The following is a 14,360-nucleotide window of genomic DNA, read 5'->3' as shown; positions in this document are numbered from 1 at the left end:
TGCCACCATGTGGACGCCTGTTCGCCCGCCAGCGCTTATTTTACAAGCCCATGTTAATTGGGATAAGCTATAGAGGAACCAACATATGTGGTTCGTCATTTGAGAAAGGATATGCAGGTATGCAGTATCGGACACTTGGACGTACTGGCTGGAAGCCCTCTGAGATTGGCTTTGGTTCCTGGGGCATCGGTGGCGATGCCTGGGGCAAAACAGATGATACAGAAGCCCTGGCGGCTTTACATAAAGCGATTGATGAAGGCGTAAATTTCATTGATACTGCTGATGTCTATGGCGACGGACATTCAGAGCGTCTGGTAGGACAGGTGCGCAAGGAGCGCAGTGAGCCGATCTTTATTGCCACCAAGGCTGGCCGTCGACTTAATCCGCATGTCGCTTCAGGCTATAATAATGCGCAGAATTTAACCGCGTTTGTTGAGCGTAGCTTGAAAAATCTGGATGTTGAGTCCCTGGATCTTCTCCAGTTGCACTGCCCACCGACTGAGGTCTATTCGATGCCCGAAGTCTTTGGACATCTGGATACGCTGGTTCAGCAGGGCAAAATACGTAACTATGGTGTCAGTGTGGAGAAGGTTGAGGAAGCTCTGAAGGCCATCGAGTATCCTGAGGTTAAGACCGTTCAGATCATCTTTAATATGTTCCGCCTCAAGCCCGCTGAAGAGTTTTTCGCCGCCGCTCGTGAGCGTAATGTTGGCATTATTGTGCGTGTTCCTCTAGCCAGCGGTCTGCTGACCGGCAAATTCAAGGCTGATACAAAGTTTGATGCTCAGGATCATCGCAATTTCAATCGCCATGGTGAATCGTTCGATCAGGGTGAGACATTCTCTGGTGTGGATTATGAGACCGGTTTGCAGGCCGTGGAAGAGTTACGCGCTCTGGTCCCGGAGGGTACAACCCTGGCTCAGTTCGCGCTGCGCTGGATTTTGATGTTCCCTGAAGTCTCGACGATTATTCCTGGTGCGAAAAATCCGGCTCAGGCGGTTGATAATACAGCAGCCTCGCAACTGCCACCGCTCAGCAATGATACCATGCGCCGTATTCAAGAACTCTATACGACCCGCATTCGCGCACAGGTCCATTCCCGCTGGTAAGCATTGATATTCTTGATCGAATCCTGTCCCGAGCAGGATTCGATCAAATTAACAGGCATCCATAAATCCTCCGGCATAGCTCCAATCTTTTCTACCAGACCATAACCGTTTTTTTTTTTACTACGTATCTACTTTATATGTACACATTGTTTTCTATCAATTAACCAGTGTGTTTCAATGCATATCACTATTAGTCATTTTCATTGATAGACGAATGTACTACACAAAAAGGATAAATGTCCTAATATATTCAGGGCAAGATTCCTTTCCTGATGTATAGTTATAGGTAGTATGAGGTACGATAAATAGCAAAGGGTACTGAAACATCGAGGTAGAAGTACACCCACAAACGGTTGATATTTATGACCGTATCAGGGAGGCAAAGACGCCCCAAGATGTATGCGCATCCTACACTTTTTATGGATATGCTACATCTCCTTTGGTCGCATCCCTCATTGTGGTTCATCTTCCAATATAACAAGCCAACGTGCCACTGTTACCCATAATTACATTTCACCCACGCTCTATACGTGGGTATTTGGTTTTTTATTAAAATAGGTAGGAAGAAACTATCGTGATAGATGACAAAATGCATATGGCACTGCCAACTACTCAGGAAAACCAGCAGGTCAAATCCGAGGCTATTAAACTCATTGAAGAAAAAGAACAGGTTAATGCGACTTCGATTACGCTCAAATGTGGTGATAGCTTTTTGCTGTTAGATATATGTGGAGATCTCCTTTCGTCACGGCAAGAAATGGGACTATTCCGCCACGGTACGCGTTTTCTGCGCACCAGTAATCTGTTTTTAGAGGGCAAAAAAATGGTGGCCCTCTCTCATCAAACATCGCAAATGAGTGATGCCTGTCACATTGATCTTACGAATATGCCACTGCAATTGACATCCGATACATTACTTGAGCAGGGCATTGTTCATATCGATCGTTTTATGACGTTGGAACAGGATTACCTCAAACAAACTTTTACAGTGACAAGTTTCCATACAGTGGATCTGCCATTAACGTTGAGTTTGCGTGTGGGCGCAGATTATAGTGATATGTTTGAGGTGCGTGGCACGGTCCGCGAGCAGCGCGGTACCCAGTTGCCGGCAGTGCTCAATCCCGGTGGCCTGACACTTGGCTACCAGGGACTCGATGACGTTAAGCGCTGGACCACCTTCCAGGCGACTCCAGCACCCGCCTCGGTGCAATCCGATCAGATGGATTGGGAGTTGCATCTCCAGCGTGGCGTTCCCGTCGAAATCACTGTACTGATCCACATGGATGAGTCCAGTTCCGAGGTCTTAAAGACCGGTCAGGCGGCCACGCTCTGGCGCGAGACTGACCAGCCAACGGTGGTCACGGATAATCCATTTTTTAATCGTTTGCTGGAGCGCAGCACGCAAGATCTCATGATGTTAAGCACCATGACTCCCTATGGTTATTATCCCTATGCTGGTATTCCCTGGTTTAATTGCCCTTTTGGTCGTGATGGCCTGATTGCGGCCATGGAGTTTCTCCCGCTCTATCCTCAGGTGGCACGCGGCACCCTGGCTTTCCTGGCTGCTTACCAGGGCAAAAAGGTTGATTCGTTCACCGATGAAGAGCCGGGCAAGATCCTGCATGAGTTCCGTAAAGGTGAAATGGCGGCCCTGCGTGAAATTCCTTATATTCCTTATTATGGGACAGCTGATGCAACTCCTCTCTTTTTGATTTTGTTTGAAGCCTATATGCGCTGGACAAATGATGAAGCTTTTCTTGAACAGCATTGGTCGCATATTGAGGCGGCCACCAAATGGATGAGTACATATGGGGATCGGGATGGGGATTCGTTTCTGGAGTATCAACGTGGCGAGAAAACCGGACTGGGTAATCAGGGCTGGAAGGATGCCTGGGATAGTATGTCACATAGCGATGGCCGCATTTCACGGACCCCGCTGGCTCTGAGTGAGATTCAGGGCTATGCGTATGCCGCGTATCGCGCCGCCGGCTATCTGGCACGCAAGACTGGCAATCAGGTACAGTATCAGCGCTGGAATGAGAAAGCGGAAGTTATTCAGGAGAATTTCTTACAGCACTTCTGGTGGGATAAGGAACAGACCCTGTATATGGCTCTGGCTGAACATAAAGAGCCGTGTGATGTGGTCAGTTCCAATGCAGGACAGTGTCTCTGGACCGGTATTCTGCCGGATGATAAAGCGCGACTGGTGATTGAGCGCCTGATGCGCAAGGATATGTTTAGTGGCTGGGGCATTCGTACCCTTTCCACTGAGGCCGCTCGCTATAATCCTTTGAGTTATCATAATGGCTCTGTCTGGCCACATGATACGGCCTTGATCGGCACTGGCTTCTCGCTCTATGGCGGCAAAGAAGAGGCTGGTCAATTGCTCAAAAGTCTGTTTGACGCCAGCGATCATTTTGCCGATGCCCGCCTGCCTGAGCTCTACTGTGGCTTTGAACGCCGCGAAGGCTATGGTCCCACGCGCTATCCAGTCTCCTGTTCACCGCAGGCCTGGGCCGCTGGTGCACCGGTCGCATTGCTCTTATCCCTGCTGGGGCTCCATCCCAATGCGGCTGAGCAGCGCCTGACACTCCATCAGCCAACCCTCCCTGAATGGTTGGGAAACCTGGAGATCAATGGCCTCTATGTGGGCTCACAACGCGTTCACCTGCATTTCACCCGCCAGGACAATCATACCAATGTCTCGATTGGACGCAACAATGAAATGGATGTGCGCATCCTCTATTAGATCTCAACCTGATCGCATCCAAAACAGAAAAGCAGCCAGAGGGAACTGTCACTATCCTTCTGGCAGCTTTTTTGTCACCACCCTTCTGGCAGCTTTTTTTAGGAGCGACTTAGCCATCAAGCTCCATTGACAAACTTTAGCCCGATCATACATAGTAAGGGCAAATGACGACAATAATTAAAGGTTTATCATCAGCCATAGAATATGGAGAAGTAGCATATGGTATCAAAGGATATCGCAACTGTCTTAACCCAACATCCCCTGGGCCTGGTATTTGATATAGATGGTACGTTAAGTTCGATCGCTCCCACACCCGATGAAGCTGTACTCTATCCTGGCGCAGCCGAACATTTAGCCGCAGCCAGCAAATTTGCGCATGTAGGTGTCCTGACGGGACGCGCCATCGCGGATGTGGCACGCATTGTGAGCATTGAAGGTTTAACCTACATCGGAACCCATGGCCTTGAATGGTGTGATGGTTTGCCGAGCACTCATCCAATCCAGTTGCTGCCGGAGGCGGAACCTTATGTAGAGCCTGGCAAGGAATTGATGGATCTGGCCGAGAAAGAATTGGTTCCTCAACTCCCCGGCCTGGTTGTCCAGCGCAAGAATATTGGCGGCACGCTCCACTATCGTCTCACTGAGGATCCTGAAGCGGCTCGTCAGCTGATTCTGGACACGCTGAAAGAGCCTGCTGCCAGGCTGCATATGCATATCGACGAAGGGAAACGTGCAGTTGAGATACTGACACCACTGACCATTAATAAAGGCAAAGCATTACGCCGCTTCGTGGAACATTTTAATTTAAAGGGAATTATCTTCGCGGGAGATGATCGCACGGATCTGCATGGGATCCTGGAGATTGAACGCCTGCGACAGGATGGCTACGCTGCTCATGCTATCGCTGTCCAACATCAAGATACACCACCGGCAGTGCTTAAACATGCAGATACCATTGTCCAGGGCGTGGAGGAGATGATTGATCTTCTCGGGCAAATGACCATCAGTATTAGCAAAACCAATGTGTAGCCTGGTGGAGATGCACTGATCCACAGGGGATAGTCCTCGATCAATAGGGAGGCAATCGTAGGGGTACCGTCAGGTACCTCTACAGTTGCATCGCTATAACATCCTGTTCAAGCAAGCACTGCTACTTTTCACGACACACACTAGGCCATATGGGCCGCGATGGGTGTGCCGGAAAGAGGATCACTTTGAGGCGCCGGTGCACTGGCAAGGGCACGCTCTAATAGTTCGTTGACATCATCAATCTGTCGCGCCATCCAGACGGTCAGGTCGCTGCGCTCCACAGCCTGACGAGCCAGGGTAGACTTCTGCCGGCGCTCTTCGGGTGTAAGCGTCAATGCTGTATACAGAGCCTGGGCAGTTTCAAAGACATCGGTTGGCGAGGTGGGAATAGAACCCTTAGCCAGTTGCTGAAATGCTCCAGCGGTACGCGATAACACAATGACTCCATCGGTCTGGTTAACGGCTGGACCTTCCTTTGCCACCAGATTCATTCCATCGATGATTGGATTGACGAGGAGAACATCATAGTATTGCATGGCGGCCAGCGCTCGCACGCGATCATTGCCGAAGAAGGCCTGAATGGGCGTCCAGTCGTCGGTCCCGTATTTGCTATTAATCTCTTCAATTAATGCACGCAGATCACCATCGAAGCGGCGATACATCGGAAGACTCTGACGCGATGGCACCAGAAAAGCAAGAAATGTGACTTTACCATGGAGTTCAGGATGCTTCTCAAGTACTTCTTCATAGGCTTGAAAACCGCGTATGATATTTTTTGTGGGCTCAACACGATCAACACGCATAATCGTGTATTCGCAGAGGAGTTTCTTCATCTCTTCAGATGCCCGTCGTCCTGCGGCGCTGTGGACGACACGACGCTCCTCAGAGACAGAGATAGAAATGGGATAAGACCTGGTCTGTGTGCGATGACCCTGCCACCAGATAGCTCCTTCTTCAAAGTCTACAACCGCCCCGTCAAGCAGGGTTCGCGCACCTTCTAAGAAGTTACGGGCATCTCGCTCGGTCTGAAAACCAATAATGTCGTTACCCACCAGACCACTATAGATCGCCTGAGCGATATTGCTGGGCAAGAAGTGCCAGCAACGGACATCGGGCCATGGAATATGGATAAACTGTTGCATGATAATGGTTGGGTGGCGCTGCCGAATCATCAGAGGTACCAGATAAAGATGATAGTCTTGCAACATCACCACCGGCACAGTGTCCTCGCTCTCAATCTCGGCACAGACCGCATCCGCGATCGCCTGATTGGCAACTGTGTATCCATTCTCCCAGGCATCCTGTAATTGGGCCGCCGAGGCAGATTCCTGGGTGGGATCATACATATAGTGTTGCAGAAACCAGAGTAGTTCGTTACTGATCTTTTCGTAATGTTTACGATATGCATCCTTCGAAACAGATACATAGCGCAGGTGCATTTTCTGACCCGGGATAGGTGATTGCAGAATGCCGTTATTCTCTTCCTCGGCTTTTTTCACTGCCAGGCGATCACCATCGGTCATGGTCATTGCAACCCACGAAACCTCCATACGGTTTCCGGCATCAATAAGTGCCGTCACCATACCGCCAGCACCGCGCCTTGCTTTCAGCGTCTTATCTTGCTTTAGTTGAAATTCAACTGGACCTCGATTAGAGGCAATAATCAGACGCTGGGCATGCACGAGCTGCGGAGGAGGGGCCTTTGTCGTCTTCCGCGTGGGCATGGGTATATCCTTTCTAACAGGTGCTTACAGTTCTTGTCTTCGGTACCGTGGATGATTGGTTAAATCAAGCTCAGGACAAATATTCAACACCTCTTTGAGCTCTGTACCTCTGACATAGTTTGACCTACAAACAAACCTCATCATGCATAACGGAGCTATGCAAGTCCCCACGTGTAATGTTACCATACAATGAAGCGCAATGCCTAGACTCCTGCTCAGGACGGCCTGCTATGCAATATATGGGGCGACACCTGCAGTCTTTTCTATCTTTGCACTCATAGCCAGAATTTACTTAACCTCTAGCAGAGAGAGTATTCATCCATGATACGTATCAAAAGCTATTTTTCGACTCATTTTTGTTGCATGTAGCGGCAATCCTGGCAGCGGCAACATGCACTGCCGCTACGTTGGATTACACTTTATAAATAGAGACGTACACTTAACCGAAAAAATTGCTCGTCACGGTTACTCTCAATAAGACACAATGAGACAATAGTCCCACTTATAGTAAGAGAACTTAAAGTACTCGTTTTGATTAATGGAGAGCGATCTGAGCTCTAGTTGACTTGTTATCACCACACATCGAATACTTACACAACAGTAATTATATTGTATATAATTATTTACTGGTATCTCTTAATTAGATACTACAGAGATATAACCCATAACTACTATCTATTGAGTAAAACTTTGCGGTTGTATAGAGCATCATGCTAGAATTGGCCTGCTAGAAGCAGAGAGAAATATGTGTTTTATCTGACCCTAGAACTATGAGAGGAGCGCAAATTGGAAGAGACGACCGGTAGGAAATGGTATTGGCGTATACTGGATTTTATCAATCCACTACGCGATCCCAGTCTCACTGTCGCAGCCGTATTAACTTTTATTGAGGAGGCGGGACAGCATAACCCCTGGTATATCATCCTTGTTATTGCGCTCGTCAACTGGTTAGCGGTGCGTGGTATTGTCTGGCTAGTAGTAAATTTCACGTTTGCTGCTGTCTTTGTTGGCCGCCGAGTCTGGTGGTCGATGAAACATCCACACCTGGCCTGGCGCATCCTGGATGCAGTCGGTCACGAAGAGATTGTGATTGGCGGCAACTCAGGTATGAGTGATAGTATTATGTTACAGGATGGGACGACCATTATGAGTCCCTTGCTGGGCGCCAATGGCATCCATGTGATTGGCGAGCTACCTGCAGGTACGGAACTACCTATGCTCGGTATGCCCGGTGGACAAATGCCGCAGGATGGCATGCAGCCGTTTAATGGCTCAGGCTTCTTTCCTGGAGCACACGATTTCTCTCCAAATGGATTTCCAGGTCAGCCCGCTATGAATTATCAGCCTGCGGGCAACAATACATATAATAATGAATTTGTAAGTCCTCAGAGTACTGATGGCTTGCAACAGAACTTCTCACAACGGCCCTCGGAAGAGGAAGAGCAGTTACGCCAGCAAGTAGCCGCTTTCAACCGTTTATTAGAAGACTGGATTCAATTCACGGAAGAAAAATGGCGGACGATTAGCGATAGCCAGTTAGGCTGGAAACCGCTACGTGGCCGTTGGGGCAACTGGGATGACATCTTCCAGGATGCTTACGCAGCTAAAACCTCCGACCCAATGGCGGAAGCGGCCCAATCGGCCGGCGAAGCTACCGCCCGTCGCTATGAAACATCAAAGGAAAAAGGCTCGGCAGCCTCCGCTGTCGCTTGCTTTATGCGTGATATGATGACATTACGTCGTGGCTTAGATATGATCCAGCAGACACCAGAGCAAAGCCCGAATGCCTCGCAAGGGCAGCCTACCTCTCAGCAGAACAAGCAGTTCGGTAGCAATAACAATAGTGGCTCGCTCTTTAATAATAACTCTACTGGCAATACCGCTGCACGCAGCACGCTGATTCGTCGACCTGCACAAATTTTTGTGGACGCCGACTCTAAAAAATAGGACAAACCATGTATACTTATTCCCCTCGTCCTGTTCACGTGCGCCCAGAATTGGACCGATTGGCTGAATATATACCTGGTGAGTCTCAGGAAGCATTCAGTGCACGAACAGGAATACCAGTCGATCAGCTGATCAAGCTGAACGCAAACGAAAGCCCTTATGGACCCGCACCACAGGTGGTCGCCGCCCTGGGCAATCACTTTACATATAACAATTATCCCGATACAGACTCTCGGGCTTTAAAAAAGGCTCTGTCCGATTATACAGGCATCGATAGCCACCATATTGTGGTCAGCCATGGTAGTAATGAGCTGATCAATCTACTCTGGCATATCTTCCTTTCCGTTGGCGATAACATCATTTGTTGTCCACCGACATTCTCTCTGTACACATTTATCACCACATTTTGTGGCGCGTATGTACTGGAAGTGCCGCGAGCAGAAGACTATGAAATCGATGTCGAAGCAATCAATAAGGCTCTCACTCCCGAGACCAAGATGATTGTGTTATGCTCCCCCAATAATCCCACAGGTAATCCTGTGAGCGAGCAGGACATTCTGGCCTTGCTGGATACTGGACGCATCGTAATCGTCGATGAGGCTTACACGGAGTTTTCAGATAATCCCAAAGGTCTGGCCCACCTGGTTCCTCAGCACCGCAATCTGATCGTCTTACGCACGTTCAGTAAGTGGGCTGGCCTGGCCGGTCTACGCATTGGCTATGGAATCTTCCCAGAGTGGATCGTCTCGTATATGCGACGCGCACAGTGCCCCTTCGAAGTGAACATGGCTGGCCATATCGCTGCTATCGAAACATTGAAGAATCTGGATTATACACTGAATAACGTACGCTTGCTGACAGATGAGCGCGAGCGACTCTTCAAGATGCTCGCGAAACGCTCATACTTCTGCCCGATACCTTCGCAGGGTAATTTTATTCTGACCGAGGTAGATACCGAGGAAGTCAGAATTGAGCGCATCAAACAGGCCGTCGAGCAACGCGGCGTGATGCTTCGCTACTTTAATCATCCATACCTGAGCAACTTCATACGCCTGAGTGTGGGACGTCCAGAGCACACCGACATCATTGCCGAAGCCCTGGATAGCATCGATAAAGAGCGATAAAAAGATTAGAAAGCCCCACCTCGGGGCTTTCTCCCCTTGCCCAATTCCCGCCCCACGATGTACAATAGCCCCGCAAGGATGTGCAAAACGTATTGAACCTTATACCATCAGAATTTTCTGGCTGGCTCACATAGTGTGCACATATTGGTTTTGTGGAGGAACTTCTATTTATGCCATACAATACAGATGATCTTACGACCATTGAAGCTGTTACTGCCCGCGAGATACTGGATTCACGCGGCAATCCAACTGTCCAGGTTGATGTGCTTTTGATGGGTGGCGCACAGGGTACCGCGGCTGTGCCTTCGGGCGCATCAACTGGCGCGCATGAGGCGGTTGAGCTACGCGATGGCGATAAGAGTCGCTATGGCGGCAAAGGTGTCCTTAATGCAGTAGCCAACGTTCAGGATGTCATTGAAGATGCATTGGTAGGCCTGGATGCGACCGATCAGACCACGATTGATGAGGTGATGATTGCGCTTGACGGCACTCCGAATAAAGCCAAACTGGGTGCGAATGCCATCCTGGGTGCCTCACTGGCAGTGGCGCGCGCAGCCGCGCTGGCCCAGCACCAGCCCCTCTACCGCTATCTTGGTGGCGTCGCCGCACGCACATTGCCCGTCCCGATGATGAATATTCTCAATGGCGGTAAGCATGCCGACAATTCCACCGATTTCCAGGAATATATGGTGCTTCCAGTTGGTGCTCCTTCGTTCCGGGATGCCTTACGCATGGGTGCTGAAGTCTACCAGGCCCTGAAAAAGGTACTCCACGACAAAAAACTCAACACCAACGTTGGTGATGAAGGCGGCTTCGCCCCTTCTCTCGGCGATAACCGCGCCGCTTTAGAGGTCCTGGTCGCCGCGATCGAGACCGCTGGCTACAAGCCTGGCAAAGATATTTATCTGGGTATGGATGCCGCCGCCACCGAGCTCTATCAGCACGGCAAATATGAACTGGCACGTGAAGGCCGCACCTTATCTTCCAAAGAACTGATTGATCTCTACGAGAAATGGATCCATGAGTATCCTCTGATCACCATCGAAGATGGTCTCGCTGAAGATGACTGGGAAGGCTGGTCATTATTCCGCCAGCGCGTGGGCAACCGCATCCAGATCGTTGGCGATGATCTTTTTGTCACCAACACCGAGCGCCTGAAACGCGGCATCAAAGAACAGTCAGCCAACTCGATCCTGATCAAACTCAACCAGATTGGTAGCCTGACCGAGACCATGGAAGCCATCGAGATGGCCAAGCGGGCGCAATTTACCGCCGTCATCTCTCATCGCTCTGGTGAAACCGAAGACACCACCATCGCCGATCTTGTCGTAGCCACCAATGCTGGCCAGATCAAAACTGGTGCACCCGCCCGCAGCGAACGCGTGGCCAAGTACAACCGCCTCCTCGTCATCGAAGACGAACTAGGAGCCGAAACCGCCCGCTACGCCGGCTACAGCGCCTTCTACAACGTCCCCAGCCTCTACGACAAAGCCTGATTAGCTAGCAAACATACAAGAGGCCACAGCACTCTCATATCAGAGTAGGCTGTGGCCTCTTCTTATACGTTTACTAGCTAATCTCTATCCCCGGTCAGATCATGCATCAGGGTGAAATGGCTACCGTTCGGCATTTGAAAAACAGCAAATTCTTTCAGCGGCTGCAACACAAAGTTATCCACCACCAGAGATGCGTTAGCTTCTCCCTTGAGGGTGACCGTAAGCGTATGTTTACCTGTGCTCAAGGAGAATGGATGCTCCGCACCTACCAGGGTCAGATAATCAATATCAGGTGAACGCTGTACGCGAATCGTGCTGACATGATGACCATCGATACCTATCTCCAGAGCGAGTACCCCCGTCAGGGTATGTGGTTTGACCAGCGCGGCAGAGAGCATATATTTGCCCGCATGCGTAACCTGTAGATCTTGCTGCAACTGATCATTATTAGACATCTTCACAATTTGTCCGCTGTATAAAGCTTCACCGGTCCAGCTACTGGTTGGCGTAATGATTTGTGGATTGCCAGCCGTGATTTTGCTGGCTTCGGCTTCATAGATGCTGGCGGTATGACGCTCAATGGTCTTCACATTTGCCATACTCAATGCAACCGGATTTTGATTAACAACCTGGAGAGCCATCAACGCTTCGATAGTTGATTCAGCCCCTGAATTCAGACTGACTTTTCCGGTTGTGCCATCTAAACCATCGTATCCATAACCATGGGCAGGATCATACATGGCGAAATGAGCATCGTTGTTGCAGGTAAACCAGGAAGCCGCAATGCCAGCATCGCGTGCATACCTGGGATCATGCGTGGCCTGATAGACGGCCATAAAGCCCTGGGTTAACATATCAACGCCATAAGCGATCTGGCCATTTTTATCCGGCGTTGGTGCCATCTGATTAATCATGCCCGTAACCAGCAGGTGCGTGAATAGTTGGTCTGCCTCCTGTTTTGCCGATGCGATCCAGCCATTCTGATGTAGAAGCATTCCAGCCCTGGCCAGAGCAAAAGATTGTCCACTGCCATAGGCATGCCAGAGGCTCACCGAGCCATTCCAGTCCAGGTGGGCTCCAAATGGGAACTGTGTATTGGAACCATATTGATACTCAGCGAGGCCGCGACCAACTTTGAGCATCGAGTCCTTAACCACATTCAATGGCCGGGCCTGGTAAAATTCGGTCAGTCCTAGCAATGCGTTCGACATAGCATCGAAACCATCGATCCAGGCTGGTATTTTATATCCATGTAGAAGTATGTATGAGCCATATTTACTGTCGATTTTCTGCTGTAAGGCTGTGTTAGCCAGCAAAAAGCTACTCTGCAATTTCTCGGCAAAGGCTGGATCCTCATGTTTGAAGACATTGTAGCCAGAGCCAAGCGCCCACATGGCGCGCATCGCCCACCAATCAAACGACTTTTTGCTTGTGGCTCCGTCTGTATTAATGGTGAGGTCTTTCTGAATAAAATTATAGAACTCGCCGTCATTTGCCTCCATGTGCATGACAAACGTCAGCAATTCGCGCGCCTTATTGAGTGATTGCTCGTTATGTGTCTGTTTGTAATCATTCAAATACACGACGACGGCGCGCGCAGCATCATCAACACATGCAATACCTTCTCCAGATGCATCAACCCACTTATAATCTGGATACTCTGAGTAAACATGGATGATCAACATCTGCTGACCGCCGATGGTGACCTGTTGACTTAAAGCATCGAGGTGAGCCAGGTTGATCGAAGTCGAAGCGGTTGACTGCGCTTGTGGTTGTACTGCCGTTGCTGGCCTGGCAAGCGCTGGCGCGGCAGCCGGTAATGTAAATAAAAAAGCCAGCAGTGCTAATGCGACTTTTACGTGAACGGACTTCATGCAAATCTCCTTCGATTCTATAATGTTCTCAATTACAAATCTCTTTCTTGATGGAAAGTTCTGGAAGTAACTATAGTGAGTATAACACATTTAAATATATAATTATTAATATACTGTATTAGTACAATTTGAAATGCAAATATCGATATATCACCGCAAGTGACAGCACAAAACAGCCTGACCAACCCAAACAAAATACACAAAACCCTGTACGCTACGCCCCAGATGCGCTATAGTATGAAGGGACACCAGGGTAACCACAGGTGGACGAGGGTAACGAACAATAGTCCATAACCATGGATCATCATTTACCTATCCTCGCCCGTCTGTGATCACCCAATCCCAAGTCAAGATGAACGCAACTAAAGAGAGGATTTATGGCAAGCAACACATCTGACGTCCTGGCCACACGCGAACGGCGCTCAGGACGTTCTGTTCACTATAACATTAGCTACCTCGTTCAGGGCGCAGAATATGGCACCGATGGCGCGATCGTGCTTCTGCATGATATTCCTGCCGGGGCATTCAGCTGGGAAAGCATCATGGGCCAGCTCGGCGGCGTCAATCGTGCCGTCTATGCCTTTGATATGCTGGGCTTTGGCCAGTCGGAATATCCCTGGCCCGCCGATACATCTATCTGGGGACAGGCGGATGTCTTATCCTATCTGATCAAAGATTTGCAGCTTACCAATATCGTTCTGGTCGGACATGGCCTGGGCGGCGGCGTTGCTCAGGTGCTCGCCACCCGCTTACTGCGTCCAGAGACCGCTGCACTGGTACTGGTTGACTCTGTCTGCTACCTGCATACCTTTGCTGAGAACTGGCCCCTGACCGACATGGAGAAGCGCCGCGATTTCGATGCCCCCACAATACCGAACTGGATGCATTGATCAACGATCTGCGCGCAACCTTGCCCCATGCCACCGCCAATCCCAAAGATTTTGCCAATGTTCTCAACAGCTATGTTGAACCCTGGAACAACGAACTCGGCAAAGAGATCCTTTTCCAACATGTGCGCAATCTTGTCCCATATTATCTGAATTCCGTTTCCAGCGACCTGCGCACCCTTGGCCGCCCAACCCTGATTATCTGGGGTGAAAAAGACGAGCAGATCCCGGTAAAATATGCTGAGCGCCTCCATCGCGAAATTCCACAGTCAGAGCTGATCATCCTGCCAGGTGCAGGCCACCTCTCACTGTTCGATGCTCCCGATGCTATTGCCAGCGCACTCAAAAACTTCATCACCAATCGCTAAACCGACCAACCCAAAAGCAGAGGCCGTCAGCAAAAATAACCACCTGACGGCCT

Annotated in this window: 10 protein-coding genes; 8 read left to right on the top strand and 2 right to left on the bottom strand. The window is 49.7% G+C overall.

The window, feature by feature from the left end:
• Nucleotides 1-119 precede the first annotated feature (119 nt).
• From KDW_RS11810 to otsB, 3 genes are all read left to right on the top strand, one after another.
• Complete coding sequence (locus KDW_RS11810) at nt 120-1,109, top strand: aldo/keto reductase (RefSeq protein ID WP_151756139.1); 990 nt, start codon at nt 120-122, stop codon at nt 1,107-1,109.
• Nucleotides 1,110-1,683: 574 nt separating this feature from the next.
• Nucleotides 1,684-3,858, top strand: coding sequence for an amylo-alpha-1,6-glucosidase (locus KDW_RS11805; RefSeq protein WP_151756138.1), 2,175 nt, complete (start codon nt 1,684-1,686; stop codon nt 3,856-3,858).
• A gap of 219 nt (nt 3,859-4,077) precedes the next feature.
• The gene (gene otsB, locus KDW_RS11800; RefSeq protein WP_151756137.1) at nt 4,078-4,887 is read left to right on the top strand and encodes a trehalose-phosphatase; all 810 of its coding nucleotides are present in this window, start codon (nt 4,078-4,080) and stop codon (nt 4,885-4,887) included.
• Between the two features lie 140 nt (nt 4,888-5,027).
• Here otsB and KDW_RS11795 read toward each other — a convergent pair whose 3' ends face one another.
• The gene (locus tag KDW_RS11795; protein ID WP_151756136.1) at nt 5,028-6,611 is read right to left on the bottom strand and encodes an alpha,alpha-trehalose-phosphate synthase (UDP-forming); all 1,584 of its coding nucleotides are present in this window, start codon (nt 6,609-6,611) and stop codon (nt 5,028-5,030) included.
• Nucleotides 6,612-7,397: 786 nt separating this feature from the next.
• Here KDW_RS11795 and KDW_RS11790 point away from each other — a divergent pair.
• From KDW_RS11790 to eno, 3 genes are all read left to right on the top strand, one after another.
• Nucleotides 7,398-8,558: a hypothetical protein gene (locus KDW_RS11790; protein ID WP_151756135.1), complete on the top strand. Its 1,161-nt coding sequence runs from the start codon at nt 7,398-7,400 to the stop codon at nt 8,556-8,558.
• A gap of 8 nt (nt 8,559-8,566) precedes the next feature.
• Nucleotides 8,567-9,682 (top strand): histidinol-phosphate transaminase, encoded by a 1,116-nt coding sequence (gene hisC, locus KDW_RS11785; RefSeq protein WP_151756134.1) that lies wholly within the window; start codon nt 8,567-8,569, stop codon nt 9,680-9,682.
• Nucleotides 9,683-9,852: 170 nt separating this feature from the next.
• On the top strand, nt 9,853-11,178 hold the full coding sequence (gene eno / locus KDW_RS11780) for a phosphopyruvate hydratase (protein ID WP_151756133.1): 1,326 nt from the start codon (nt 9,853-9,855) through the stop codon (nt 11,176-11,178).
• Nucleotides 11,179-11,255: 77 nt separating this feature from the next.
• On the opposite strand, the gene KDW_RS11775 is transcribed toward eno, so the two are convergent.
• The gene (locus tag KDW_RS11775) at nt 11,256-13,052 is read right to left on the bottom strand and encodes a hypothetical protein (protein WP_151756132.1); all 1,797 of its coding nucleotides are present in this window, start codon (nt 13,050-13,052) and stop codon (nt 11,256-11,258) included.
• 377 nt (nt 13,053-13,429) lie between these two features.
• Here KDW_RS11775 and KDW_RS11770 point away from each other — a divergent pair, with 377 nt between their 5' ends.
• Together KDW_RS11770 and KDW_RS11765 are read left to right on the top strand one after the other, a co-directional pair.
• Complete coding sequence (locus KDW_RS11770) at nt 13,430-13,942, top strand: alpha/beta fold hydrolase (protein WP_151756131.1); 513 nt, start codon at nt 13,430-13,432, stop codon at nt 13,940-13,942.
• Complete coding sequence (locus KDW_RS11765; protein WP_162005157.1) at nt 13,939-14,307, top strand: alpha/beta fold hydrolase; 369 nt, start codon at nt 13,939-13,941, stop codon at nt 14,305-14,307. The genes KDW_RS11770 and KDW_RS11765 overlap by 4 nt, the downstream gene beginning before the upstream one ends.
• Nucleotides 14,308-14,360 lie beyond the last annotated feature (53 nt).

The organism is Dictyobacter vulcani (assembly GCF_008974265.1).
Taxonomy (GTDB): domain Bacteria; phylum Chloroflexota; class Ktedonobacteria; order Ktedonobacterales; family Ktedonobacteraceae; genus Dictyobacter; species Dictyobacter vulcani.
This window is presented reverse-complemented; position numbering and strand designations above follow the sequence as displayed.